Source organism: Burkholderia multivorans ATCC BAA-247 (genome assembly GCF_000959525.1).
Lineage (GTDB): Bacteria > Pseudomonadota > Gammaproteobacteria > Burkholderiales > Burkholderiaceae > Burkholderia > Burkholderia multivorans.
Genome location: NZ_CP009831.1, coordinates 460,940 through 485,842 on the forward strand (window position 1 = coordinate 460,940; position 24,903 = coordinate 485,842).

Here is a 24,903-nt window from a genome sequence, read left to right on the forward strand (position 1 = left end):
GGTTTTTGAAAGACCACGCGTGCGGCGCCGTGCGTGGCGGAGCGGCCGCGCCGGGCGCCGCACGCGAGGCATCGCCATTGTTGCGCGCGCACAAAAGTCGAAATGCGGGGAATAACGCACGAATCGGACGTCGATCGCGATTCGGCGGTCGCGGTTGTAAGGAATGACGGCGGCCGGCGTCGCGGGTGAGTGCCGGACCGCGAAAACGGGCGTCCGCTTACGCGGCGAAAGCGGTGTCGGGCCGGCAGACGGCGATGACGCGGTGCGCTTCGTGCGGTGCGTCGCTGCGGTGCGGCATGTGTGTGGGCGAGGTGACATAGGGATACGTCAGCCGGCGTATCCGCTGTTCCTTCTCTTATAAGAAAACGTTTCAACCGGCGACCGCAGGCTTGAATACATCACATCGTGATATAAAATCGAAACAGGCTTCGCGCCATCGGCACGGATGCCGCGGACCGAACCCGACCGCGTGTGGCGCGCGTTCTCGCCGGATGACCGCCCGGTTGACGAGAACCGGGCGGCGATCACGCGCGTGCGACAGGGCGAGTGGAGCCGCGCGCAAACGTATGCGCGCGCGCCGGGCCGGCTTGCGGCGGCGTAAGGGGAAACGACGATGCTGGTGACTTTTCGATCATCCGCGGCGCCCGACATCGTGATGCTGCGCGATCTGGCGCAGTATCTGCTGGGGCTCATCGGCAAGGGGCTCGACGTGCGCGGCGTGATCTCGACGGACGAATTGCCGGGCGCGATTGCGCGGCTCGAGCAGGCGATCGGTGACGATGCGGCGCAGGCGCGCGCACACGCGCATTCGACGCCGGCGCTGCACGCGGAGGCATCGCCGCACGCCGGCGGGCTCGCGCAGCGCGCCTGGCCGCTGCTCGACATGATGCGCGCGGCGCGCGATCAGGGGCGACATGTGATGTGGGGCGTGTAGACGCGCGGCGCGCGTCTTCCGCCGCAGGGCCGGACCTCCGCTGCAAGGCCGACGGTCGCGCGTCGAACGACGCGGCGGCCGTCGGCCGATTTTTGCATGCGCGTTACGGGTGGCGATGCCGCGATGTGCGTCGCGACGATCGGTGCAGCAGCCTGTCGCGCGTGCGGTCGCGGCTGCGCCGTTCGGCAAAGAACAGCACCGCGAACACGAGGATTGCGAGCAGGATGACGATCCTGACGATACCGTGGTCCATATCGCCTCCGGCAGTGAGTGGGCCGATGCGCGTGGCGGCGAACCTCAGCCTGCCGGCATGAAGGTGCCGACGAGCTTCGTGTCGATGAAGCGTTTGGCCAGCGCAATCGAGATCCTGAGCGCGTCCGTGTCGTCGCGGAACACGTGATGCTTCGGATCGAGCAGGTGGGCTTCGTGGCGCCCTTGCGCATCGCGCCAGCACACGACCGCGAGCGGTCGATACAGCGCGCCGAGTTCGAGGCCTTCTCCGGCCGCCGCGTCGACGAGCGCGCACGCGCGGATCTCACATTGACGATAGCGCAGGCAGAGCGGGGATTCCATCGTGTTCTCCTCGGACGGCGCACGTTCCGGCCCCGCGCTCACCCGCACGCGCGGAGAGGCATTTGATCGGACGAATCCGTGGCGTGGCGCGTGTGCCGGCCGCGATCACGTCAACATCGGCATCGCTTCGATCAGCGCGATGCCGATCAACGCGCCGATCGCTGCGCCGACCAGCTTCGGATGACACCGTTCGAGATGCAGGGCCGTCAGCAATGCGCCGACCAGGATCACGCCCAGCAGCGCAAATGCGACGACGAGGTAACCGATTTCGAAATCGTTGTTGATCACCATGATGCCTCCTTCTCCATGTGCGGCGCGTCGCCTCCGGCGAGGCGGCGCACGCGTACCCGCACGACTGCGCGTTTGGCGGGATGTCTGAATTATATATCACAACGTGATATATATGGCATGCTGCGCGCGGTCCGAAGCGGCAACGGCGCGATCGTGCGCGCGGCCGCGCATCGACGTGCCGCACGCCGTTCGCGCTCGGCTTGACGCTCGCGAACGCGGCGCCCACACTGGGCCGCATCACGGTCACGGATGATGCGCAAAGTGTTCGATGTGCTGCTTTTTTCTTCCCGATTCGCCGGCTGCGCGGCGCTCGCCGCCTGCGCGGTTTCGCTCGGCATCGGCGCCGCGGCGCACGCGCAGCCGGCCGACGCCGCGAGCGGCAACGAAGCGCCGGTGACGCTCGAACGCGACGTGCACGAGTTCGTGCTGCAGCACGACGGCGCGCTCGTCGAGTACGACGATTCGACGTTGCGCGCGAACGATGCGAACGGCATCGACGCGATCGCGCAGCGCTACGTGTGGTTCGACAAGCAGCTGGAGAAGGTCGAGCTGCTCGCGGCGGAGACGATCGATCGCGACGGCGTCGCGCATCCGGTCGGCCCGGACGGCATCCGCGACGTGCAGGAGCCGCGCTCCGCCGGCGCGCCGACGTTTCAGGACGGCGTGCTGCGCACCGTCGTGTTCCCGGCGGTCGCAGCCGGTACGCGCACGCGCATCGTGTTTCGCAAGACGCGCACGAAACCGGTCAACCCGGGCTACTTCGGCTACACCGTCGAGCCGTCGCGCGAGCCGGTCGACGAGCAGCGGCTGATCTTCGACGTGCCGGCCGACATGCCGCTCGTCGCCGATGCGCGCGGCTACGTCGCGCTGCCGCCCGTCACCGAGAACGGCCGCACGCGCTACACGTTTACGTATCGTCACGGGCCATACGCGCGCATCGAAAAGGGTTCGGTCGGCTATCCCGACTACGGCGACCACCTCGTCGTGTCGACGCTGCCCGACTACGCGGCGTTCGCCGCGCGTTACCGGAACGCTGCCGCCGATCCGGGCGCGAACGATCCGGCCGTCGTGCAGTTCGCACGGTCGTTGACGGCCGACGCACCCGACCCGCGCGAGAAGGCGCGCATTCTCTACGACTGGGTGCAGACGAACGTGCGCTACGTCGCGCTGTTTCTCGGCGAAACGGCGGCCGCGCCGCATCGCGTGACCGACATCCTGCGCAACCGCTACGGCGACTGCAAGGACCACGTCGCGCTGTTCGGCGCGCTGCTCGGCGCGGTCGGCATCCGCAGCGAACCGGTGCTGCTGAACCTCGGCGCGGTCTATACGCTGCCGTCCGTGCCCGGCTATGGCGCCGGCGCGATCAATCATGCGATCACGTGGCTGCCCGACTTAGGGTTGTACGCGGACACGACGACCACCGGCATCGCGTTCGGCTATCTGCCCCCGATCGTGATGGATCGCCCCGCGCTGCTCGTCGATTCGGGCGTGCTGTCGCGTACGCCTGCCACGCAGCCGCGGCGGCGCACCGCGCGGCTCGACATCGATGCCGCCGTGCGCGGCGACGCGCGTTTTCATGCGTACGTCGAGGACGACGGCTGGACCGCCGAGCTCGAGCGCTCGGTGTTCCGTCGTGCGACGCCCGATCGCATCGGGCAGCTCGCGAACGAGCGTCTGATGCAGACCGGCCTGCGCGGGCGCGCGCAGTTGACGACGAGCGATCGGCGCACGCACGCGGGGCCGTTCGACGTGACGATGTCCGGCACGCTCGATCATCCGGTCTGGCCAGACGGCACGACCGCGGTGCCTGCGCTGTCGAGCGTCGCGGGCGGCATCGCGACGCAGGTCCAGGCGTGGTTGCAGGAGCCGGTGCGCACGCAGCCGTGGGTCTGCATCGGCGGCACGTTCGACGAGACCGCGCAAATCGCGCTGCCGCCCGACGTCGCGGTGATCGATGTGCCGGCCGACAAGGCGGTGCGCGACCGCTTCGTCGATTTCACGTCGCACTACGTATTCGATCCGGTCGCGCGCGTCGTGCAGATCACGCGACGGCTGAATGCGACCTTCGATAGCCAGGTGTGTTCGCCCGAAACGTTCGCGACGCTGCGCGCATCGCTCGAGCGGATCGAGCGCGACACGCAGGCACAGATCGTCGTGCGCGCACGGCCACGTTGAGCGCCGCGCGCGATCCGCGAACGCGGACGCGGCGGCAACCGCAATCGCGTGCGCCGGCGGGCACACGCACAGGAGAGAGACGATGACGGAACGAGACTACGAAATCGCCGATCTGTCGAAGGAACTGCTCGTCAGGATCGTGCAGGGTACTGTGACGAACGGTGCGACGGTGGATCCGCAGCAGTGCGCGACGCTCGCGGTGCAGTGCGCGACCGTGCTGATCGACACGCTGGAGGCGCGCACCGGCGCGGGCGGCTGAACGGCAGCGCGCGTTCACGCAGCCGCGCGAGCCGCGCCGCGTGAAGACGGTCGACGTGCCGCACGACCGCGACTCGATCGCCGACGACGACGTGATCCGGCGGCGACCGCGGCCTGCCGACCCGGTCATGCCGCGGCGTCTGCGTCGGCGCGCACCGCGCCCGGCGGCCGCCCGACGACGCGCTTGAACGCGCGGCTGAACGCGGCGAGCGACCCGTAGCCGAGCCGATACGCGACCGTCTCGATCGCCTCGCGATCGCGCGCGATCCAGCGTGCGGCGAGCCGCATCCGCAGTTCGGTCAGGTAGCGCACGGGCGTCATCCCGGTCGCGGCAAGAAAACGTTCGGCGAACACCGAACGCGACACGCCGGCCTCGGCGGCGAGTTCGGCAACGCTCCAGTTGCGGCCGGGATCGCGATGCAGCGCGACGATCGCGCGGCCGAGCTTCGGCTCGCGCAGCGCCTGCACCCAGCCCGACGCGTCGCCGCATCCGCATTCGACCCAGCCGCGCACGATGAACGCGGCGACGACGTCCGCGAGCCGCGCGAGAATGCCCGCGAAGCCCGCGCGCTCGGCGCAGGATTCGCGCTCCATCGCGTCGAGCATCGGCCGGATCTCCGGATAGCGCGCGAGCAGCGTGCCGACGTGCATGAACTCGGGCATCGTGCCGACGAGCGGCTGCATCCCGCCGAGATCGAGTTCCATGCACGCGCTGAAGATCAGCGCATCGCCGCCAGCGGAATCGGCCGCGGCGCCGTCGGCCGCCGCGCCCGCCGATGCGACCGACGCGACCGAATCGCAAATGCGTGCGACTTCGAAGCCGCCGATCTCGCGGCACGGCACGTCGGGGTCGGACATGAGCGTATGCATGTTGCCGTGCGGCAGCAGGATCGCATCGCCGGCCTCGAGCTGCATCGTCGCGCCGGCCGCGTCGCGCAGCAGCACGGGCCCGCGCCCGACGAAATGAAACTGCGCGCGGCCGGGCACCTGCCCGAAGCTCAGGCCGAACGGCCGCGCGACCTGGATGCGGCGGTACTGGACGCCGCTCAGGCGCATCCCGAGCAGCAGCTCGCTGACGAGATCGTGCGCATCGGGCATGACGGGAGGCAGCGTGTCGGGCATCGCATTCTCGGACGTTTGATCAACAAAGGCGGATTGTATGTCATAGACCGTCCTGCCGTCGCTCCTTACGATACGCCGTCATCGACCTTTTACGATACGGAACGACGGATGAATCCCGGAATTTCCTCCACCGCCTCGCAGGCGGCTCCCCGCGAACCGGCCTGGGGCGCGGTGTTCGCGATGGCGCTCGGCGTGTTCGGCCTCGTCACGGCCGAATTCCTGCCCGCGAGCCTGCTCACGCCGATGGCCGACAGTCTCGGCGTCACCGAAGGCGTCGCCGGTCAGGCGGTCACCGCGACCGCGACGGTCGCGCTCGTGACGAGCCTGCTGATCGCCGCCGCGACGCGCACGATCGACCGCCGACGCGTGCTGCTCGCGTTCTCGCTGCTGCTGATCGCGTCGAATCTCGCGGTCGCGTTCGCGACGAACCTGACGACGGTGCTGATCGGCCGCGTCGTGCTCGGCATCGCGCTCGGCGGCTTCTGGACGATGGCGACCGCGACCGCGATGCGGCTCGTGCCGGCCGCGATGGTGCCGCGCGCGCTATCGATCATCTTCAGCGGCGTCGCCGTCGCGACGATCGCGGCCGCGCCGCTCGGCAGCTACTTCGGTCACCTGATCGGCTGGCGCAACGTGTTCCTGATCGCGGCCGCGCTCGGCGGCGTCGCGTTCCTGTCGCAGGTCGCGACGCTGCCCTCGATGCCGCCGAGCGGCACGACGCGGCTGCGCACGCTGATCGACGTCCTGCGCCGGCCGGGCGTCGGCCTCGGGATGTTCGCGACGACGCTCGTCTTCACGGGTCACTTCGCCTTCTTCACGTATCTGCGGCCGTTCCTCGAGCAGGTCGCGGGCGTCGGCGTGAACGGGCTGTCGGCGATCCTGCTCGGCTACGGCGTCGCGAACTTCGTCGGCACGTCGCTCGCGGGCCGCGTGCTCGAACACCGGCTGCGGCCGATGCTGATCGCGATGCCCGCGCTGATGGTCGTGCTCGGCGTGCTGCTGGTCGTGCTCGGCCGCGCACCGGCGATCGATGCGATCCTCGTCGCGTTGTGGGGGATGGCGTTCGGCGGCGTGCCGGTCGCATGGTCGACGTGGGTCACGCGCACGGTGCCGGACGAAGCCGAGAGCGCGGGCGGCCTCATCGTCGCGGCCGTGCAGCTCGCGATCGCGACGGGCGCGGCGGCGGGCGGCGTCGTGTTCGATGCGACCGGCGCCGGCGGCGTGTTCGTCGGCGCGGCGGTGGTGCTGGCCGTCGCGGTCGCGACGATCGTCACCGCGGTGCCGAAGCGCGTCGAAGCGGTGTCGTAACGGGTGCGGTGTGCGGTGCCGGTTCGGGCACCGCGCCGATTCGTCGACGAGTATGTCTCGTTGCGCGCGCGCCGGCCGGCGCAACGGTGGCGGTGCGCAGCAACACGCGCGCGCCGCGCGGCTGCGCTTCGATGCGATCGCGCCGACGCGCGGCGCCGGCGTCAACCTTAGCCTCAGCCTCAGCCTCAGCCGCGTGGCGGCACGAGCGCCGCAAGCGCCTTCATCGCCTGAATGTACGGATACGGCCCGTGGCTGATGCGCGACACGCCGCATGCGGCGAGTTCCGCGATCGTCGGCGTTTCGGCCACGCGCATCACGTTCACCGGCAGCGGCGATGCCGCCGTCAGCTTGCGGATCAGCGCGGGCGACTTCAGGCCCGGCACGAACAGCCCGTCCGCACCCGCTTCCGCGTAGGCGCGTGCGCGTGCGAGCACCGCGTCGATCAGCGCCTCGTCGTGCGTGTCGGCGGGGACGACGAAACAGACGTCCGTGCGCGCATTGATGAAATATCCGCTGCCGCTCTTGTCGGCCGCGCGGCGCGCTGCGGCGATGCGCGCAACCGCTTCGTCGACGCTGCGCACTTCGCCGGTCGCGGGAACGCTGTCCTCGAGATTGCAGCCGATCGCGCCGGCCTCGATGCTGAGCGCGATCGTATCGGCGACGTCGTCGGGCCGCTCGCCGTAGCCGCTTTCGAGATCGGCGCTGACCGGCAGATCGGTCGCGGCGACGATGCGGGCAAGCAGCTCGATGGCCAGCGCGCGCGGCATGTCTTCGCCGTCGGCGTAACCGTTGGCCTTCGCGATCGACCAGCTTCCGGTCGCGAGGGCGGGCGCGCCGGTGTCGGCGACGGCGCGCGCGCTGCCCGCATCCCAGACGTTGAACAGCACCAGCGGATCGCCGGCGCGATGCAGTGCGCGAAAGCGGGCATGCTTGTCAGCAGTTGTCATATGCGTGTCTCCTGGTTGGCGGATCGAGTGCCGCGATGAAGGATACGCTTTCGCGCCGCGCGCGCACGGAAAATCTCGCGACGGCTCAGTCGCGCGCGGGCGGTGCCTCGGACAGCATGCGCAACTGGCCGCGCAACGCGTCCATATCGCCCTGCGCGAACGGCTTTTCGATTTCCGCATGCGTCTGTTGCCACAGCGGAAATGCCTCGGCGAGCAGGCGCTCGCCGGCCGGCGTGAGCGCGAGCAGGCGAGTGCGCTTGTCGTGCGGATCCTGCTCGATCGCGACGAGGCCGCGTCGCTCGAGCGGCTTCAGCGCGGCCGTCAGCGTCGTGCGATCCATCGCGAGCAGCGACGCGACCGCTTTCATCGGCGCCGGCTCCGGCCGGTTCAGCGACATCAGCAGCGAGAACTGCCCGTTCGTCAGATCGAGCGGACGCAGCGCGTCGTCGAACACGCGCGCGAGATGACGCGCCGCGCGCTGCATGTGCAGGCACAGGCAGCAGTCGCGCACCATCAGCGTCGTCTCGAAAGGAAGCTTTTCTTTTCGTGCCATGTTGCAATTGTGTTGATACCAACCTATTGTGTCAAGGGCGATCAGCGGCACGGTGCCGCGCGCGCACTCGGACGGAGGACACATGAGCAGTCGACAGCAGTTGTATCTCGCGGTTTTCCTCGGCAGCAAGGATAGCCCGCGCATGCAGGCGTGGATCGCGCAGCCGGAACAGGCGCGGCGCGCGAAGGAGCAGGAAGGGATCGCCGCGTGGCGTGCGTGGGCCGACCGGCATCGCGACGCGATCGTCGAGATGGGCGGCCCGCTCGGCAAGACGAAGACCGTCAGCGCGCGCGGCATCGACGATACGTCGAACGCGCTCGGCGGCTTCACCATCGTGCGCGCCGCGTCTCACGACGACGCCGCGCGGATGTTCGAAGGCCATCCGCATTTCACGATCTTTCCGGGCGAGACGATCGACGTGATGCCCGTACTGGAGATTCCGCGCGGATGATCGCCGTCGCGGCGGCGGGCGGGCGTCGCGACGGCGCTGCGTCGCCGTCCGCGCTCGGCGGTTGTTTACGCGTTTCCGAACCGAAAGGAGCGTAACGATGAAGCTTTACGGATTTGCCGGCACGCGAACGCAGCGCGCGCTGTGGGGACTCAAGGAACTCGGCGTGGATTTCGAATTCGTGCCCGTCAACCTGCTCGAGGGCGAGCACCGCCGCCCCGATTTTCTGCGCATCAATCCGGCCGGCAAGGTGCCGGTGCTGATCGACGGCGACCTCGTGATTCCGGAGTCGGCGGCGATCGTGCTGTATCTGGCGGACAAGTATCCCGACAAGCACCTGCTGCCCGTCGATCTCGCGCAGCGTGCGCACGCGTATCGCTGGATCATGTTCGCGGTGACCGAGCTCGAGCAGCCGTTGTGGCGCATCGCGCGCCACACGATGCTGTATCCGCCCGACAAGCGGCTGCCGGCCGACATCGCGCTCGCGCGCGACGATTTCGCGTCGATGGCCGTCATTCTCGAGCGGCATCTCGACGGGCGCGCGTTCATCGTCGGCGATACGCTGACGGTGGCCGATTGCGTGACGGCCTATCTGATCGACTGGGCGGGCGAGTACGGGTTGATCGACACGTTCCCGAATCTGCGCGCGTATCTCGAGAGGATGTATGCGCGGCCGACCGCGCCGCAACGGATCGCGGAGGCGATGAAGGCCGCGTGATCGGCCGATCGCGCGAGCGTTCGGACGCCGGGTAGCCGGCCGTGTGTGCGGTCATCGCGGTCATCGCGGTCATCGCGAGCGGCGCGATCGGCGCGATCGGCGCATGGCGCGGCGAGGGCGCCCCGTCATCGGCGGCGCGGTCGCGCTCGGTTGTCGGGCGCGACATGCCGATCGCCGATCTGCGTGCCGACGCTCGATGCTGTCTCGAGGTCGCGAGTACGCGGCCGACGCGGCGCGGCGCCGCGTCGCGCTGCGGGCGCGAGTGCGCATCGCGCGCGCATGCACGGCCTGTCCGCGAATCCACCCCGGCGCGCCGTCGCCCGAGCCGTACCGCCTGTTCCCGAGACGACCGCCGCGCCCGGCATGGTCTGTCCCTCGACTTCTGTCCCGGTTCGCCCGCCACAGGGCAAAATACGGGTTTTCCGCACCCCGCGAGGGGGCCAGAATCGCGCTCCGGGCGACGGGCGCGCGCGTCGTGACGCGCGCCGCCGGCCGGGGCCAGGCAAGACGCTCGCCGTGCGGCGAGCCCACAGGAGTCCAGACCCCATGCCCGAATCCAACCTGTCCTTCTTCGGCCGGCTGTCGCTCGCCGTCGGGACCTTCTTCTCCGTGCTCGGCAATCGCGAGTTCGCCGCGAACGTGCTGCGCCTGCGCGACGGCGCCGCGGCACCGCTCGCGCCGACGCCCGCCGCAGCGCCCGCTCCGGCGGCTGCGCCGGCACCCGCGCCCGCGTCCGCGGCGAAGGCCCCCGCGCCCGAGCTGCGCGAAGCGAGCCCGCAGGCCGCCCTGCAACTGCTCGGCCTGCTGCAGCGCGATGCGCGCTTCATCGATTTCGTCGAGGAAGACATCGCCGGCTACTCGGACGCCGACATCGGCGCGGCTGCACGCCTCGTGCACGACGGCTGCCGCGCTGCGCTGCGCGAACATTTCACGATCGTGCCGGTGCGCGACGAGGCGGAAGGCAGCCGCGTGACGCTGCCGGCCGGCTTCGATGCGACGGCCGTGCGCGTGACTGGCAACGTCGTCGGGTCGGCGCCGTTTACGGGCACCGTCAGCCATCGCGGCTGGCGCGTCGCGGACGTGCGTCTGCCGAAGCTGACGGGCAGCCACGACGCGTCGGTGATTGCGCCGGCGGAGGTGGAACTGTGAGCGATCCGCGCTATTCGATCGGTATCGATCTCGGTACCACGCACTGTGCGCTGTCGTATGTCGACAGCGCGGCCAGCGACGGCGAAAAAATCGCACAGCACGTGCTGCCGATCACGCAGCTCACGGCGCCCGGCGCGCTCGAGTCGCGCGACCTGCTGCCGTCGTTTCTCTATCTGCCGCATCCGAGCGAACTCACGCAGGGCGACCTGACGCTGCCGTGGACCGCGTCGCGCGACTTCGCGGTCGGCGAGATGGCGCGCAGCCGCGGCGCCGGCACGCCGATCCGGCTCGTGTCGAGCGCGAAGAGCTGGCTGTGCCATCCCGGCGTCGATCGCCGCGCGGCGATCCTGCCGAGCGATGCGCCGCCCGAGGTCACGCGCGTGTCGCCGCTCGAAAGCTCGATCCGCTATCTGACGCATCTGCGCGAAGCGTGGGATCACGCGCATCCCGACGCGCCGTTCGTCGAGCAGGACGTGACCGTCACGATTCCCGCCTCGTTCGACCCGGCGGCGCGCGAACTGACGGCCGAGGCCGCGCGCGCGGCCGGCTATACGCGGATGACGCTGCTCGAGGAGCCGCAGGCTGCGCTCTACAGCTGGATCCAGAAGAGCGAAGGCGGCTGGCGCAAGCAGGTGAAGGTCGGCGATCTAATTCTCTGCGTCGACGTCGGCGGCGGCACGACCGACCTGTCGCTGATCGCGGTCGTCGAGCGCGACGGCAATCTCGAGCTGCATCGCGTCGCGGTCGGCGAACACATCCTGCTCGGCGGCGACAACATGGATCTCGCGCTGGCGCACGTCGTCGCGCGCAAGCTCGCGCAGCAGGGCACGCAGGCCGATCCGTGGCAACTGCGCGCGCTCACGTACGCGTGCCGCAGCGCGAAGGAAACGCTGTTGTCCGACCCGACGACCGACGCGGTGCCGCTCGTCGTGCCGAGCCGCGGCTCGAAGCTGATCGGCGGCTCGATCCGCACCGAGCTGACGCGCGCGGAACTGACGCAGACGATACTCGAAGGCTTCTTCCCGCAGGTCGATGCGGCCGCGCGCCCGATGACGCGCGCGCGCGTCGGCCTCACGCAGCTCGGCCTGCCGTATGCGCAGGACGCGGGCATCACGCGCCATCTCGCGGCGTTCCTCGGGCGGCAGGTCGCGGCGCTCGACGCGCTCGAAGGCGTGCAGCATACGCTGCCGGCCGGCGCGACGTTCCTGCATCCGACCGCCGTGCTGTTCAACGGCGGCGTATTCAAGTCGTCGCTGCTGACGCAACGCGTGCTCGACACGCTGAACGGCTGGCTCGCCGCCGAAGGCGCGCCGCCCGCACGGCTGCTCGAAGGCGCGGATCTCGATCTCGCCGTCGCGCGCGGCGCCGCGTACTACGGCTACGTGAAGCGCGGCCGCGGCGTGCGCATTCGCGGCGGTACGGCGCGTGCGTACTACGTCGCGATCGAATCGGCGATGCCGGCCGTGCCGGGGCTCGAACCGCCGGTGCAGGCGCTCTGCGTCGCGCCGTTCGGGATGGAGGAAGGCACGAGCGCCGCGCTGCCGCCGCAGGAATTCGGCCTCGTCGTCGGCGAGCCCGTGCATTTCCGCTTCTTCGGCTCGTCGGTGCGTCGTCAGGACGAAGTCGGCACGCTGCTCGATTTCTGGTCGCCCGACGAACTGCAGGAACTCGAGGAAATTCAGGCGACGCTGCCGGCCGAAGGGCGCACGGTCGGCGAGATCGTGCCCGTGAGGCTGCACGCGCGCGTGACCGAGGCCGGTACGCTGGAGCTCGAAGCGATCCCGAGCGGCACCGACGAGCGCTGGAAGGTCGAGTTCGACGTGCGCGGCACGGCCTGAGTGCGATGAAGCGCTATACGGTCGGCATCGACCTCGGCACCAGCAATACGGTCGTCGCCTACGTCGAGCCCGGCTCGGACGCGATTCGCGTGTTCGACGTCGAGCAGCTCGTCGGCGCCGGTGCGGTCGCCGCGCAGCCGCTGCTGCCGTCGGTGCGCTATCACCCGGCGCCCGGCGAACTGGCGGCGGACGCGTTGTGGCTGCCGTGGCAGGCCGCCGGCGCGCCCGCGCAGCCGGGCCGCGACGATGCGCCGGCGCCCGTGATCGGACGGTATGCGCGCACGCTCGGCGCGCAGGTGCCCGGCCGCCTCGTGACGAGCGCGAAGAGCTGGCTGTCGCACGCGTCGGTCGATCGCCTCGCGCCGATTCTGCCGTGGGGCGCTGCCGAGGGTGTCGACAAGGTGTCGCCCGTCGATGCGAGCGCGAGCTATCTCGCGCACGTGCGTGCAGCATGGGATGCGCACTTTCCCGACGCGCCGCTCGCGCAACAGCACGTCATCCTGACCGTCCCTGCGTCGTTCGACGACGGCGCCCGCGCGCTGACCGTCGAGGCCGCGCGACGCGCGGGGCTGCCTGCGCTGCGGCTGCTCGAGGAGCCGCAGGCCGCGTTCTACGACTGGCTGTACGGTCAGCGTGCGACGTTGCGCGACACGTTCGCCGCGCCGCGGCGCGTGCTGATCTGCGACGTCGGCGGCGGCACGACCGATGTCACGCTCGTCGACGTCGCGCCCGGCGACGACGGCGAGCCGATGTTTACGCGCGTCGGCGTCGGCAATCATCTGATGCTCGGCGGCGACAACATGGACCTCGCGCTCGCGCGCCTCGTCGAGACGCGCTTGACCGAGCCCGGCACGCGGCTGTCGGCCGCGAGCCTGTCGCAGCTCGTCGAACGTTGCCGCGCGGCGAAGGAGCGCCTGCTCGGCGACGACGCGCCCGAATCGGTGACCGTCACGCTGCTCGGCGCGGGCAGCCGCCTCGTCGGCGGCGCGCGTTCGGCCGAGCTGACGCGCCGCGAGGTCGAGCAGATCGTCGTCGATGGCTTTTTTCCGCAGGTCGCGGCCGACGAGCTGCCGCAGCGTGCGCGTGCGGCGATCGTCGAATTCGGCTTGCCGTACGCGAGCGATCCGGCCGTCACGCGGCACGTCGCCGCGTTCCTGAACCGTCACGCGGAAGGTCCGCTGCCCGACACGCTGCTGCTCAACGGCGGCGTGTTTCGTGCGCACGCGCTGGCGGGCCGCCTCGCTCAGACGCTCGGTGCGTGGCGCGGCGCGCCGCTCGACGTGCTGCACAACGCGCATCCGGACGTCGCGGTCGCGCGCGGTGCGGTCGCATACGGTCTCGCCCGCGCCGGGCATGCGCCGCGCATCGGCGGCGGCTCGGCGCGCAGCTATTTCCTCGTGCTCGACGACGGCGCGGCCGACGGGCGGCCGCGCGGCGTGTGCCTGCTGCCGCGCGGTGCGGAAGAGGGCCGCGAGATCCGGCTCGAGGATCGCACGTTTGCGTTGCAGCTCGGGCAGCCGGTGCGCTTTCACCTGATGTCGACAGTTGCCGATACCGCGTACCGGCCGGGCGATCTCGTCGATCTCGACGGCGGCGACTTCGTGCGGCTGCCGCCGATCGCGACCGTCGTCGACGGGCAGGCCGACGGCGGCGCGCGCGAGACGCCGGTGAAGCTGACCGCGTCGCTGACCGAAGTCGGCACGCTTGAAATGCACTGCATCGCGACCGACGATGCCGCGCGCCGCTGGCGCCTCGAATTCCAGCTGCGCGGCGACGCGCAGGCACAGCAGGACGGCGCCGCACCTGCGCGGCATCCGCGTATCGATCAGGCGCTCGAACTGATCGACCGCTCGTTCGGCAGCCGCGCGGCGAACGTGACGCCGAAGGATACGAGACGGTTGCGTGCGCAACTTGAGCAGGTGCTGGGCCCGCGCGAAGAATGGGACGTCGCGCTCGCGCGCGAGCTGTTCGACGCACTGCTCGCGCGCGCGCGCCGACGCCGGCGCTCGGCCGATCACGAACGGGCATGGCTCAATCTCGCCGGCTATTGCGTGCGGCCGGGCTTCGGTCATCCGCTCGATGCGTGGCGCATCGAACAGCTGTGGCCGCTGTTCGACGACGGCATCCAGTACGTGAACGACGCGCAGGTATGGTCCGAATGGTGGACGCTGTGGCGGCGTGCGGCCGGCGGCCTCGACGACGACGCGCAGATGCAGGTGCGCGACGCGATCGCATTTCTCGAGCCGTCGCCCGACGACAAGCGACGCAAGCTGCCGTTCGATCCCGACAAGGTGGGGCCCGCCGACATGATGCGGTTGTCTGCGTCGCTCGAACGGCTACCGATCGAACGCAAGATCGAGCTCGGCGAACGGCTGATCGCGCCTGTGCAGAAGCCGGCCGAGCGCGCGCTGCGCGCCTGGGCGCTCGGGCGCGTCGGCGCGCGGCGTCCGTTCTACGGCAGCGCACACAACGTCGTGCCGGCCGACGTCGCCTGCCGGTGGCTCGACGCGCTGTTCGCGCTCGACTGGAAACAGGTCGAGCCTGCCGCGTTCGCCGCCGCGCAGATCGCGCAGCTGACGGGCGACCGCGAACGCGATCTGCCGGACGATACGCGCGACGCGGTGATCCGGCGGCTGTCGGCCGCGAACGTGTCGCGGACGTGGATCGATCGTGTACGCGAGGTCGTCGCGTTCGATGAGGCCGATACGGTGCGGGTGTTCGGTGAGACGTTGCCGGCGGGGTTGAAGTTGTTGGGGGATTGAGGGGGCCAGGTCGCTCCGTCGCACGAGTCGCACATCGTGATCTCGTCGCACGCTCGCGGCCAGGCGTCTCGTGCTGCGCCGCGCATCAAGGGCCGGGACATCATGAAATCGGCGGGAATCTGCTCGGCGTCGATGCGCGACGATGATTCATCCTCGTCTACGTCCGGTTCGATTCGGATACCGATATATTCGCCCGAGGGGATCGGTTGCCGAGCACGGATTTCGGCGTGCGCCCGAAGAAGCGCGTGAACGCGGCGCTCAGATTGCTCGGGTGCTGATAGCCGACGCGGTAGGCTGTTTCGGCGACTTGGTGGCCGGCTTCGAGCAACTCCTGCGCACGATACATCCGCAGTTCCAGCAAGTATCGCGCGGGGCTCGTGCCGTACGCCTGCCGGAAGCACTCTTTCAGCTTGTATTCGCTGATGCCGAGCGTGGCCGACAGGTACGCGTTGTTGAGCGGCTTGTCGAGATGCGCACGCATGAACGCCTCGACGTGCGCAAGCCTGTCGAGATCGCGCGCGCCGAGCCGGCCGCAGCGCGCAGGTTCGGGCGCGATCATGCTCAGTTGATCGGCCAAGAGGCTTAGCGCGTGGATGCGCAGGCTGAGGCCGTCCTGTTGCAGCAGATCGGGGCTGCAGAAGAAGCGCAGATGAGGGTTCCCGCTGTTCGCGGTGAACGCGAGCTGTCGGAAGCCTTCGAAGTGCCCGAGCGCCGGCCCGAGCAGTTCGCGGCTGCGCGCTTCGCCGACGAAGTTTGTCAGCGCGCTTTCCGAGACGACGAGCCGCAGTTGGCGTACCAGCCGGTTTGCCCCATGGCGACGCTCGCCCCCGCCGCTGCGGAAGACCGACACCGTCGTGTGGCCGGCCGAGAACGGCAGGCGTTCGCCGCGCCGGTCACGGAATTCCGAATCGCCGTCGAGCGCGATCGCGACGATGAGCTGCCGCTCGACACCATCGTGGCTGCACGCCTCGGCCAACGTGCGCTCGGAGAGCACGCTGGAGCGCACGACTGAGAAGCCGGACTCGCAATTCAGGCGTTCGATCGCGTAGCTGCTCCCCTCTGCGCTTCCGCGTGCGACGGTCCATGTATGACTCGTGGCGACGCCCGTCGCGGACACGCCGGGTACTGTCAATGGATGCATACGCACAACTCCTGTCATCTACTTCACGGCAGTTGCGGCGATTCGGACGTGACCCACGCTCCTCGATGGCCGCAAGACTAATCGCAAATTTTTCGGGATAGAGGTGATTTCACCGGACCCGCATATGGAATTCGCCGACATTCATACGAAATGAGAATGAGTCGCATTCCCAATAAAAATATCATTGCGGATGTTGGCGGATCAAGGAGGTGAACCCTATGCAACGTCATTTATGGCGGCTCGCGGGAGTCGTCTATGCCGATATCGCGATCAGCGTCGCGATCGGCCTCGCGGTGACCGCATGTTACGCGGGACAGGCGTTATGTCTTGCGCTCGGGATCGCGGCCATATGGTCCGGCGCGTCGCTGCGCGGTCTATCCGGATGGGCGTTCGGCTTCGCTGCGTTCGCACTGGCGCGCATCGCGCTGATGTGGGCCGGCGAAGTCGCCGCGCTGCGCACCGCGAGCCGCACCAAGGCGCGGCTGCGCGCGCGGTTGCTCCCTCAGGCACTTGCACTCGGCGCGCATGGCGGTGCAGGACGCACCGCCGAATTGCAGCACGCGATCGTCGGCGGTGTCGAAGCGCTCGAGACGTACTACGGACGCTACATTCCGGCCGTGTGCGTCGCGCTTGTCGGCTGCGCTGCCGTGATCGGCGCGGTCGCGTGGATCGATCCGCTGTCGGCGAGCGTGCTGGCGGCCTGCGTGCTCGCGGTGCCCGTCATCGATCGCGTCTGGCTGCGCCTATGCCGGCCGCGGGCCTCGGGGCTGATGGCGTCGATCGGGCGTTTCGGCGCGACGATGCTCGACAGCCTGCAGGGCATCGCGACGCTGAAGGCGTTCGATGCGGCCGGCTCGCGCCGAGCGTCGCTCGTCGCGGCGGCAGCAGGGTTGCGGCGCGAGGCGATGGGCATCCTGTACGCAACACTGATGCGCAACGGCGTGACGGGCCTGTTCGGGCTCGGCTGCGTCGCGGCCGTCGCGGCGCTCAATGCTTCGCGCGCCGCCTCCGGTGTGCTGCCCGCGACGACGGCGCTGATCACGCTGTTTCTCGCACGCGAGGCATTCCGGCCGGTTGACCGGCTCGACAAGACGTTCCATATCGCGTGGGGCGCCGCGAGCGCCGCCGGGCCGATCGCCGCACTGCTCGACGCAGAACCGCCAGTGCGCGAACCCGTGTCGCCGCGCGCGCCCGGAGAGCACGCCGATGTCGTATTCGACGACGTGACCTTCACGTGGCCGGGCAGCGACCGGCCCGCGCTAAAGCACGTGTCGCTCACGATCGGGCAGCGCGAGTTCGTCGGGATCGTTGGCCCGTCCGGCGCGGGCAAGTCGACGCTCGGCGCGCTGCTGATTCGGATGGCTGACCCGCAGCACGGTTCGGTGCGGATCGGCGGCGTCGATCTGCGCGACCTGCCGCTCGCGGCGATGCGCGAGAAGGTGGGCGCCGTGTTCCAGGACATCGTGCTGTTCGACGGCAGCATCGAGGACAACCTGCGGTTCGCTCGGCCCGACGCCGATGCAGACGCGATTCGCGACGCCGCGCGCGTCGCGCATGTCCACGACTTCATCGAAGGTTTGCCGCAGGGGTATGCGACGCCCGTCGGCGAGCGTGCCGCGCAGCTGTCGGGCGGCCAGCGCCAGCGGCTCGCGATCGCCCGCGCATGGCTCAAGGGCGCGCCGATCCTTCTGCTCGACGAAGCGACCTCGAACGTCGACCCGTCGAGCGAGCAGGCGATTCAGGCGTCGATCGAGGCGTGTGCCGGACAACGTGCGCTCGTCGTGATCGCGCATCGTCTGGCGACGGTGCGACACGCGGACCGGATCGTCGTCGTCGACGACGGGCGGATCGTCGAGGAGGGCGATCACGACACGCTGAAGGCGCGCGGCGGACTATATGCGCGCCTGCTGGCCGCGCAGGCCGGCGAAACAGGGGAGGAAAGCGTATGAGCACGACGACGACTACGACGACGGCCGCGCATGGCCGAGACGGTGCGACGCACGCGCGCGACGCGGCGCTAGCCGGGCGCAGCGGCTGGGCGGACCTGCTGCAGCTCGCGCGCGGCCAGGAGCGGCTGATGCTGTTGACCATCGTCGCGACCGTGCTCGCGCAGGGCGGAATGGTTGCGACGCTCGCGATCTGCGCTTGGCTCATCGGCATCGCGATCGCTGGCGCGGCGGCCGACGCATGGCTGCCGGGCACATGGGCGCTTGTCGTGGCCGTGGCCGCCGGCGCGGGCGGGCGCTGGTGGCAGGCGCACGTCTCGCACGAATTCGCGTTCTCGCTGATCGAGACGATGCAGATTGGCATTTACGACGGCCTCGAACGCGCGGCGCCTGGCTACGTGGCCGGGCGTCGCACCGGCGAGCTCGCGGCCGTCGCGACGCGCGACGCCAACGAAATGGAGCACTTTTTTGCGCATACGCTCGCCGATGCGATCGCCGCCGGCATCGTCCCGTTGCTGGCACTCGTCGCGCTCGCGTTCGTGCAGCCGTGGCTGACGCTCGCGCTGCTGCCATTCCTGCCGCTGCTCGCTTCGGTGCCGTTCTGGCTGGGCGATCGCGCGCATCGGCAGGGGCGCGCGCTGGCTCAGGCCGCTGCGAAGCTCGACGCGGACGTGATCGAAGGCATTCAGGGAAGAAAAGAGATCGCGTCTTTCGGTCAGGCGCAGGCGTGGCTCGACCGCGTTGCTGCGCGCGTGCGCACGATGGAGCACGAGCAGCGCCGCTACGGCACGCGCGCCGGGCTCGAGCAGGCGGCCATCGAATTGCTGCAGGCCGGTGCGCTGCTTGCGGCCCTGGTGACGGGGGCCGTGCTCGTGCAGCACGGCTTGCTGGCCGTCGCATGGTTGCCGTGCGCGGTCGTGCTCGTCGGCGCCGCGCTGATTCCCCTCGCAGAAGTCGCGCAGGCCGCGCGCAAGCTGGGCGAACTGAAGGCGGGCGCCGAGCGAATTCTTGCGATTCAGCGGCAGCCCGCGCAGGTCGTCGACCGCGGCACCGCGGAGCCGGCCGATGCGACGGTGCGTTTCGAGCAGGTCGGGTTCGCCTACGACGACACGCGCGTGCCTGCATTGCGCGGCGTCGATTTCGACGTGAAGCCGGCCGAGACCGTCGCGCTCGTGGGCGCGTCGGGTGCGGGCAAGAGCACGTGCGTGAGCCTGCTGCTGCGCTTCAGGGACGTACAGGCAGGCCGCGTGATCGTCGGCAGCGTCGACGTGCGCGACATGCCGCTTGCGCGGCTGCGGCAATACGTGTCGGTGGTGCCGCAGGACGTCTATCTGTTCGACGACACCATCGCGAACAACATCCGGCTCGGCCGGCCCGAGGCGGACGACGCAGCGGTCGAGCAGGCCGCCCGCGACGCACAGGCACACGACTTCATCGTCGCGCTGCCGGACGGCTACGGCACGCGCTGCGGCGAGCGCGGCGCGCGTCTGTCGGGCGGCCAGCGCCAGCGGATCGCGATCGCGCGCGCGTTGTTGCGCGACAGCCCGGTGCTGGTGCTCGACGAGGCGTCGTCGAGTCTCGACACCGAAAGCGAGCGCGCGTTTCACGACGCGCTCGCGCGGCTGCGTCGGCACCGCACGGTGCTGATGATCGCGCACCGTCCGTCGACGATTCGGCAGGCCGACCGCATCGTCGTGCTCGACGACGGGCGCGCGGTCGAGCAGGGCACGCATGCCGAGCTCGTCGCGCGCGGCGGACGCTACGCGCGCCTGCTCGCACGTGATGCCGGGCACGCGTGAGCGCGGCCGTTCGATTTCATCGCAGTCACCATTACCACGCTTCACGAGGTTCGCGACGAGGCCGCCTGCGGCCCGCTGCGAACGGGGCACCAGCAGAGGAAGGCTTCATGAGTCGTCGTTACTGTCGTACCGCCAACGCGAACCGGGCGGCATCGCGTGCTGCGCGATCGGATCGGTCCGCCCATCAATCCGCCCTTCAAGTCGTTGTCTCATCGCGCGACGCCGTGCATGGGCGCGCCCGTCGGCCGGGGCGGCCGCTCGCGCCGCTGTCGCTCGCGCTGGCCGCGGCGCTGGCGTGGCCGCCGCTTGCCGAGGCGGCTGGCGATGACGCGTCGGCGCCGGTTCCGGCATCGACGCCGACGGCGCCTGCCGAGCCGCTCGTCGGCACGCAACTCGAAGCCGTGACCGTTACCGCACGCCGTCACAGCGAATCGCAGCAGAAGGTGCCGGTCAGCGTGACGGCCGTGAGCGGCGCCGATCTCGCAGTCGATGCCGCGCCGTCGGCCGGAAACGCGGGTCTCGCGCGCGCAGTGCCGAACCTCGCGTTCGCCGATATCGGTGCGACCTACGCGAACGTGTTCAGCATTCGCGGCGTGGGCTCGTTCATGCCGTTGGCGGCCGACGACGCATCGGTCGTGATGTACGTCAACGACGTACCGCGCGCGACCACCGGCGCGCCGCCGACCTTCATGGACATCGATCGCGTCGAGGTGCTGCGTGGCCCGCAGGGCACGCTGTTCGGCCGCAACACGCAGGGCGGCGCGATCAACGTGATCACGAAGCAGCCGACCTTCAAACGCGAGTTCACGGCGACAGCGGAAGCCGGCACGCATGGCCGCTGGCTCGGCGAAATGATCGGCAACGGCCCCGTGTCCGACGATGTGGCCGCGCGGGTCGCGGTGCGCATGTCGAACCTCGACGGTACCGTGCCGAACCTTGCGACCGGCGGCAGCGACGGGCGCGTGAAGGTGGGCGCCGCGCGCGGCACCGTGCTGTGGGTCCCGGACGATCGCACATCGGTCACCGTGTCGGGCTTCGTCGACCAGACCGAAACGACCGCGCCGCGCTTTGTCCTGATGCAGAACGGCGATTTCCCGCAGATTCGGTTGAACCCGCCCACGTACGGCCGCTGGCGCGACGCGGGCAGCAGCGTGCGGGTCGACCGCGATTTCGACCGCTTCAGACTGACGTCGCTGACGAGCTATCAGGATTCGCGCAACGTGCAACGGTTCGACCTGACCGACGGGCTCATCTATTCGGCGCTGTCGAAGCGGCCGGCGAGCCTGTTCGACGTGCCGGGCGCGGACCAGACGGAGATGCGCTTCGGCGAATCGACGTTCCAGCAGGAAGTGCGGCTGAATTCGCGCGACAACAGCCCGGTGATGTGGACGGCCGGGATCAACTATTTCCATGCGCATTTCACGAACGACACGAACGCCGTTGCATCACCGGCCGCGTTCAACTTCGTGACGACGCAGAACGGCCAGCAGCACAACCGCATCAACACGGACAGCGTGTCATGGTTCGGCGAGGCGAGCTGGCCGCTGACGACGCGGCTGAAGGCGATCACGGGGCTGCGCGCGACCTACGAACGCAAGGACGCACGCTACGCATTCGACGGCAACGGCAACCCGAAGGTCGTCACCCGGTTCCGCCAGGACGACAGTCTGAGGGACACGTTCGTCACCGGGCGCACGGGTCTGACATTCGACTGGACCGACACGCTGATGACCTATGCGACGGTGTCACGTGGCGAAGCGTCGGCCGGCTATCCGGCCGTCACCGTGAACGGACCGCAGGGCCGGCGCGAGTCGTCGTTTCCGGCGTCGACGAGCTGGACCTACGAACTCGGCTTCAAGTCGCTGTGGCTCGACCGGCGGCTCAGCGTCGACGGCTCGGTGTTCTACAACGACGTGAAGAACGGCCACCTCGTCGCATTCTTCCCGTCGAGCGGACTGTTCATGCCTGCATCGCTCGACTACCGAACCTTCGGCGCGGAACTCGAACTCGGCGCGAAGGTGTCCCGCTATCTGCGGCTGACCGCAGGGCTCGGCTATACGCAGGGCGAACTGCGGTCCGTGCCGGTCGGCGACGTGACGGGCGCGCAGTCGGGCAACCGCCTGCCGAACGTGCCGCGCATGACCGGCAATCTCGGCGCGCACGGCGAGCTGCCGGGGACGGTAGTCGGCCTGCCGGGACGCTTCAATGCGGATGCGTCGTGGCAGTACGTCGGCTCGCGCGCGGTCGACGTGCGCAACAGCTTCGATCTCGCCGCCTACAGCGTGGTCAACCTGCGCTTCGGCTGGACGTATCGGAACTGGACGCTGTACGGGTTCGCGGAGAACCTGTTCGACCGCCGCTACGTCGTTGCGGGGCAGGGCTGGGCGCCGGGCGTCGGCTCGGTGCGCGTCGGCCAGCCGCGCGTCGTCGGCATCGGTCTCACCACGCAGCTTTGAAGGAGGCGACGATGAGCGAACCGCTTCGTGTTGCCGGCGATCGAACGCCGACCGTCGCCCCGGCGCACGGCGTCGCGCGCGTGCTGACGGTTGTCGCGATCCTCTACGTGGCGATCGGCAGCGTGCTGGGCTTCGTGCAGGGCGGCCTCGCGCCGATCCTGCGCGCGCAGGGCGTGACGCTCGCGTCGCTGCAGTGGGTCTATGCGCTGTATCTGCCGTTCGGCGTCGCGTTCCTGTGGGCACCATGGCTCGATGCACGGAGGCTGCACTGGCTCGGGCATCGCACCGGCTGGATCGTCGCAGCGCAGCTCGTCGCGGTCGCGGCGACGCTTTGCATCGCGGCGCGACCGAGTGCGCCCTTTGCATGGCTGTTCGCGCTCGGCATCGTCGCCACGACGGCCGTTGCGACGATGGACCTGTCGCTCGACGCGCTGAGCGTCGAACAGACGCCGCCGTCGGGCCGCACGTTGGTTGCCGCCGCGAAGATGGGCGGGATGGCGGTCGGTTTGCTGCTCGGCGGCGGCATGCTCGTATGGGGGTATCCGTGGCTCGGCTGGCGACTTGTGTTCGTGGCGTTGGCAGCGATCCTCGCGGTCTCGGTACTCTCCGTTGCGCTGCTGGTCGAGGCCGACCGCGCGACGCCGCGCGGCGCGGGCCGGTCGCTGTCGGGCTGGCGTGAGGCGTGGAGTGACCGTGCGATGCGCGCGCGGCTGATCGCGACGATCGCGCTGACCGTCATGCTGATGATGCTCTTCAACTTCAACCGGCTGCTGCTCGTCGATCTGGGCATGACGTTGCAGCAGATCGGCGCGTTGCTCGGCACGCTCGTGCCGGCCGCGAACCTTGCGGCGTCGGTGGCGGCCGGCTGGGCTGCGCGCCGCTGGCGGCCGCCGGCGATCTGCGCGACGGGCGCGCTCGCGTGCATCGCGAGCGTCGCCGTGCTGGCGGTCGCAGCGTCGCGCGGGGATGGAACGCTGGCCGCGACGGGCGCGGTGCTGGTCGGTGCGGCCAGCGCGTGGACCTTCATCGGCATGGGCGGCGCGATTCTCGGCTGGGCAGCCGGCAGGCAGCCGGCGACCGTGTATGCGCTGTTCTACAGCAGTGGGCGTCTCGTCGGAACGTTCGGCCTGCTCGGCGTGCCGGGCCTGATTGCGGCGACGGGATGGCCGGCGTTCTATGCGGGCGCCGGCACCCTGTTCGCGGTGGCGGCGGCCGTGTTCGTCGCGATGCTGCCGAGAGGCGGTGCGGTGCCGGTGGAGTGCGGACGGCAGGGCACCGCATGAGCGTGTTCCACAGGGGCCGACGGCAAAGACAGACGACACATCCACCCGCCACATCGCCCCTGCTACCGTCCTCCCGCCTCCGCAAACACCGGTTCCCCCAGCGTCAGCATCAACCGGTTCGCCCATGCGAAGATCGCGACCGCATGCGACAGGTCGAGAATTTCCTCGTGCGTGAGCCCCTCGGCTTCCAGCGCCGCGATATCGTCCGCGCCGACCGCATCCGGCCGCTCGGTCAGCGCGATCGCATAGCGCACGATCGCGCGTTCGCGCGCGGTCGTGCCGGCCGTCGCCGGATCGTCGAACACCTGCTCGATCGCATCGGTGCGTTTCGCGAGTTGCGCGAAGCGCTGCGCATGCACGGACGCGCAGTACACGCAGCCGTTCACGCGCGACACGGCCGTGCTCGCCAGTTCGCGCTCCGCACGCGGCAGTCCGCCGGGCCCGTACATGATCGCGTTGAACACGCCCGAGCGCTGCCGCAGGATTTCGGGCAGGTGTACGAGCAGCAGATAGTAGTCGGACGTCTTGGCCTGCGGATGGCTCGCTTCGAGCACCGCGAGCTGTTCGGGCGTCGCCGTGTCGAGCGGCACGGTGTCGAGCCACGCACGCCAGCCCAGCGTGTCGAACGTGAAGCCGTGAGCATGCGTCGTCATGCGGCCTCCTTCGCGACGCGCGCCTGCACTGCCCGTGCGGCCGCAGCGACGCGCAGTTGATAGGCAACGAACGCGACGAGCTGCGACAGCGCGACGATCGCGGGCGTCGTGAGGCCGGCCGCTTTCAATGCATCGAGATCGGCTCGCTGCGCAGCGGCGGGAGACGCCGTCAGAAGCCGTGCATGCGCGAGGATTGCGGCGAGCCGCGCGGGCAGCGCGTCGAACGCATCGGCGTCCGCCCGCGCGATGTCGGCGTCGTTGCCGCCGGCGTCGATCAGTCGCGCGCGATAAAGCGACGCAAGGGCCGGCGCGTTCGACCGCTGTGCGACATATCGCGCCGCATGCAGACGCTCGACCGGCGACAGGCCGGGCAGCGCGGGATCGAACAGCGCCGCTTCGCCGAGCTGCGTATGCAGCCGTACCTTGTCGCGTGAGCGACGCAGTACGGCCGTGGCATCGTCGTCGCGCAGGCCGGCCACGCGGTCGATCGTATCCGGCGCAGCGGCCGGCGTGAGGGTATCGGTCATCGTTTCGGTATCCGTCATCGTC

22 protein-coding genes are annotated in these 24,903 nt (G+C 69.8%); 13 read left to right on the forward strand and 9 right to left on the reverse strand.

Annotated features, from left to right (window positions below; genetic code table 11):
* Positions 1 to 613 precede the first annotated feature (613 nt).
* Entirely contained in the window at positions 614 to 934 is a 321-nt protein-coding gene (locus tag NP80_RS04340; protein ID WP_035947577.1) for a DUF1840 domain-containing protein, read from the forward strand.
* A 103-nt stretch (positions 935 to 1,037) separates the two neighbouring features.
* Here the strand turns inward: NP80_RS04340 and NP80_RS31365 are convergent, their stop codons facing one another.
* From NP80_RS31365 to NP80_RS04350, 3 genes are all read right to left on the reverse strand, one after another.
* A complete protein-coding gene (locus NP80_RS31365) occupies positions 1,038 to 1,187 on the reverse strand; it encodes a hypothetical protein (protein ID WP_006397819.1) in 150 nt (49 codons plus the stop codon).
* Positions 1,188 to 1,231: 44 nt separating this feature from the next.
* Positions 1,232 to 1,507 carry a hypothetical protein gene (locus NP80_RS04345; RefSeq protein WP_006404394.1) on the reverse strand — a complete coding sequence of 92 codons (276 nt, stop codon included), beginning with the start codon at positions 1,505 to 1,507 and terminating at the stop codon, positions 1,232 to 1,234.
* Positions 1,508 to 1,612: 105 nt separating this feature from the next.
* Entirely contained in the window at positions 1,613 to 1,798 is a 186-nt protein-coding gene (locus NP80_RS04350; RefSeq protein ID WP_006397821.1) for a hypothetical protein, read from the reverse strand.
* Positions 1,799 to 2,047: 249 nt separating this feature from the next.
* Here NP80_RS04350 and NP80_RS04355 point away from each other — a divergent pair, with 249 nt between their 5' ends.
* A complete protein-coding gene (locus tag NP80_RS04355) occupies positions 2,048 to 3,973 on the forward strand; it encodes a DUF3857 domain-containing transglutaminase family protein (RefSeq protein WP_045593110.1) in 1,926 nt (641 codons plus the stop codon).
* An 82-nt stretch (positions 3,974 to 4,055) separates the two neighbouring features.
* Entirely contained in the window at positions 4,056 to 4,232 is a 177-nt protein-coding gene (locus NP80_RS31370) for a hypothetical protein (RefSeq protein ID WP_006404391.1), read from the forward strand.
* A 125-nt stretch (positions 4,233 to 4,357) separates the two neighbouring features.
* Here the strand turns inward: NP80_RS31370 and NP80_RS04360 are convergent, their stop codons facing one another.
* Complete coding sequence (locus NP80_RS04360) at positions 4,358 to 5,353, reverse strand: AraC family transcriptional regulator (protein ID WP_035947575.1); 996 nt, start codon at positions 5,351 to 5,353, stop codon at positions 4,358 to 4,360.
* A 108-nt stretch (positions 5,354 to 5,461) separates the two neighbouring features.
* Between NP80_RS04360 and NP80_RS04365 the strand changes: the two genes are divergently transcribed.
* Positions 5,462 to 6,661, forward strand: a complete 1,200-nt coding sequence (locus NP80_RS04365) for an MFS transporter (RefSeq protein WP_035947573.1) — start codon at positions 5,462 to 5,464, stop codon at positions 6,659 to 6,661.
* 185 nt (positions 6,662 to 6,846) lie between these two features.
* Here NP80_RS04365 and NP80_RS04370 read toward each other — a convergent pair whose 3' ends face one another.
* Together NP80_RS04370 and NP80_RS04375 are read right to left on the reverse strand one after the other, a co-directional pair.
* The gene (locus NP80_RS04370) at positions 6,847 to 7,608 is read right to left on the reverse strand and encodes an isocitrate lyase/PEP mutase family protein (protein ID WP_006411070.1); all 762 of its coding nucleotides are present in this window, start codon (positions 7,606 to 7,608) and stop codon (positions 6,847 to 6,849) included.
* A gap of 85 nt (positions 7,609 to 7,693) precedes the next feature.
* The gene (locus tag NP80_RS04375; protein WP_006411061.1) at positions 7,694 to 8,161 is read right to left on the reverse strand and encodes a MarR family winged helix-turn-helix transcriptional regulator; all 468 of its coding nucleotides are present in this window, start codon (positions 8,159 to 8,161) and stop codon (positions 7,694 to 7,696) included.
* An 82-nt stretch (positions 8,162 to 8,243) separates the two neighbouring features.
* Here NP80_RS04375 and NP80_RS04380 point away from each other — a divergent pair, with 82 nt between their 5' ends.
* From NP80_RS04380 to NP80_RS04400, 5 genes are all read left to right on the forward strand, one after another.
* Positions 8,244 to 8,612 carry a YciI family protein gene (locus NP80_RS04380; RefSeq protein WP_006411044.1) on the forward strand — a complete coding sequence of 123 codons (369 nt, stop codon included), beginning with the start codon at positions 8,244 to 8,246 and terminating at the stop codon, positions 8,610 to 8,612.
* A 97-nt stretch (positions 8,613 to 8,709) separates the two neighbouring features.
* Positions 8,710 to 9,327, forward strand: coding sequence for a glutathione S-transferase family protein (locus NP80_RS04385; protein WP_006404385.1), 618 nt, complete (start codon positions 8,710 to 8,712; stop codon positions 9,325 to 9,327).
* A 546-nt stretch (positions 9,328 to 9,873) separates the two neighbouring features.
* Positions 9,874 to 10,476, forward strand: a complete 603-nt coding sequence (locus NP80_RS04390) for a DUF2760 domain-containing protein (protein ID WP_045593113.1) — start codon at positions 9,874 to 9,876, stop codon at positions 10,474 to 10,476.
* Complete coding sequence (locus tag NP80_RS04395; RefSeq protein WP_006397832.1) at positions 10,473 to 12,314, forward strand: Hsp70 family protein; 1,842 nt, start codon at positions 10,473 to 10,475, stop codon at positions 12,312 to 12,314. Before NP80_RS04390 ends, NP80_RS04395 begins: the two co-directional genes overlap by 4 nt.
* A gap of 5 nt (positions 12,315 to 12,319) precedes the next feature.
* Positions 12,320 to 15,076 carry an Hsp70 family protein gene (locus NP80_RS04400; RefSeq protein ID WP_045593115.1) on the forward strand — a complete coding sequence of 919 codons (2,757 nt, stop codon included), beginning with the start codon at positions 12,320 to 12,322 and terminating at the stop codon, positions 15,074 to 15,076.
* Between the two features lie 157 nt (positions 15,077 to 15,233).
* Here NP80_RS04400 and NP80_RS04405 read toward each other — a convergent pair whose 3' ends face one another.
* The gene (locus NP80_RS04405; protein WP_226823173.1) at positions 15,234 to 16,193 is read right to left on the reverse strand and encodes an AraC family transcriptional regulator; all 960 of its coding nucleotides are present in this window, start codon (positions 16,191 to 16,193) and stop codon (positions 15,234 to 15,236) included.
* A gap of 242 nt (positions 16,194 to 16,435) precedes the next feature.
* On the opposite strand from NP80_RS04405, the gene NP80_RS04410 reads away from it, so the two are divergent.
* From NP80_RS04410 to NP80_RS04425, 4 genes are all read left to right on the forward strand, one after another.
* Positions 16,436 to 18,166 (forward strand): ABC transporter ATP-binding protein/permease, encoded by a 1,731-nt coding sequence (locus NP80_RS04410; RefSeq protein ID WP_006408813.1) that lies wholly within the window; start codon positions 16,436 to 16,438, stop codon positions 18,164 to 18,166.
* Entirely contained in the window at positions 18,163 to 19,962 is a 1,800-nt protein-coding gene (locus NP80_RS04415) for an ABC transporter ATP-binding protein (protein ID WP_006408809.1), read from the forward strand. The genes NP80_RS04410 and NP80_RS04415 overlap by 4 nt, the downstream gene beginning before the upstream one ends.
* A 224-nt stretch (positions 19,963 to 20,186) precedes the next feature.
* Positions 20,187 to 22,418, forward strand: coding sequence for a TonB-dependent receptor (locus NP80_RS04420; RefSeq protein ID WP_006408810.1), 2,232 nt, complete (start codon positions 20,187 to 20,189; stop codon positions 22,416 to 22,418).
* 11 nt (positions 22,419 to 22,429) lie between these two features.
* A complete protein-coding gene (locus NP80_RS04425) occupies positions 22,430 to 23,701 on the forward strand; it encodes an MFS transporter (protein WP_006408814.1) in 1,272 nt (423 codons plus the stop codon).
* Between the two features lie 62 nt (positions 23,702 to 23,763).
* On the opposite strand, the gene NP80_RS04430 is transcribed toward NP80_RS04425, so the two are convergent.
* Positions 23,764 to 24,354, reverse strand: coding sequence for a peroxidase-related enzyme (locus tag NP80_RS04430; RefSeq protein ID WP_006408828.1), 591 nt, complete (start codon positions 24,352 to 24,354; stop codon positions 23,764 to 23,766).
* The gene (locus NP80_RS04435; RefSeq protein WP_035945745.1) at positions 24,351 to 24,881 is read right to left on the reverse strand and encodes a CMD domain-containing protein; all 531 of its coding nucleotides are present in this window, start codon (positions 24,879 to 24,881) and stop codon (positions 24,351 to 24,353) included. The genes NP80_RS04430 and NP80_RS04435 overlap by 4 nt, the downstream gene beginning before the upstream one ends.
* Positions 24,882 to 24,903: the final 22 nt, after the last annotated feature.

Coding starts and splice junctions, on each gene's coding strand:
- NP80_RS04425 (WP_006408814.1), top strand. CDS start 22,430: ATGAGCGAACCGCTTCGTGTTGCCGGCGATCGAACGCCGACCGTCGCC.
- NP80_RS04380 (WP_006411044.1), top strand. CDS start 8,244: ATGAGCAGTCGACAGCAGTTGTATCTCGCGGTTTTCCTCGGCAGCAAG.
- NP80_RS31365 (WP_006397819.1), bottom strand. CDS start 1,187: ATGGACCACGGTATCGTCAGGATCGTCATCCTGCTCGCAATCCTCGTG.
- NP80_RS04390 (WP_045593113.1), top strand. CDS start 9,874: ATGCCCGAATCCAACCTGTCCTTCTTCGGCCGGCTGTCGCTCGCCGTC.
- NP80_RS04370 (WP_006411070.1), bottom strand. CDS start 7,608: ATGACAACTGCTGACAAGCATGCCCGCTTTCGCGCACTGCATCGCGCC.
- NP80_RS04400 (WP_045593115.1), top strand. CDS start 12,320: ATGAAGCGCTATACGGTCGGCATCGACCTCGGCACCAGCAATACGGTC.
- NP80_RS04350 (WP_006397821.1), bottom strand. CDS start 1,798: ATGGTGATCAACAACGATTTCGAAATCGGTTACCTCGTCGTCGCATTT.
- NP80_RS04340 (WP_035947577.1), top strand. CDS start 614: ATGCTGGTGACTTTTCGATCATCCGCGGCGCCCGACATCGTGATGCTG.
- NP80_RS31370 (WP_006404391.1), top strand. CDS start 4,056: ATGACGGAACGAGACTACGAAATCGCCGATCTGTCGAAGGAACTGCTC.
- NP80_RS04430 (WP_006408828.1), bottom strand. CDS start 24,354: ATGACGACGCATGCTCACGGCTTCACGTTCGACACGCTGGGCTGGCGT.
- NP80_RS04360 (WP_035947575.1), bottom strand. CDS start 5,353: ATGCCCGACACGCTGCCTCCCGTCATGCCCGATGCGCACGATCTCGTC.
- NP80_RS04410 (WP_006408813.1), top strand. CDS start 16,436: ATGCAACGTCATTTATGGCGGCTCGCGGGAGTCGTCTATGCCGATATC.
- NP80_RS04385 (WP_006404385.1), top strand. CDS start 8,710: ATGAAGCTTTACGGATTTGCCGGCACGCGAACGCAGCGCGCGCTGTGG.
- NP80_RS04345 (WP_006404394.1), bottom strand. CDS start 1,507: ATGGAATCCCCGCTCTGCCTGCGCTATCGTCAATGTGAGATCCGCGCG.
- NP80_RS04365 (WP_035947573.1), top strand. CDS start 5,462: ATGAATCCCGGAATTTCCTCCACCGCCTCGCAGGCGGCTCCCCGCGAA.
- NP80_RS04375 (WP_006411061.1), bottom strand. CDS start 8,161: ATGGCACGAAAAGAAAAGCTTCCTTTCGAGACGACGCTGATGGTGCGC.
- NP80_RS04415 (WP_006408809.1), top strand. CDS start 18,163: ATGAGCACGACGACGACTACGACGACGGCCGCGCATGGCCGAGACGGT.
- NP80_RS04435 (WP_035945745.1), bottom strand. CDS start 24,881: ATGACCGATACCCTCACGCCGGCCGCTGCGCCGGATACGATCGACCGC.
- NP80_RS04355 (WP_045593110.1), top strand. CDS start 2,048: ATGATGCGCAAAGTGTTCGATGTGCTGCTTTTTTCTTCCCGATTCGCC.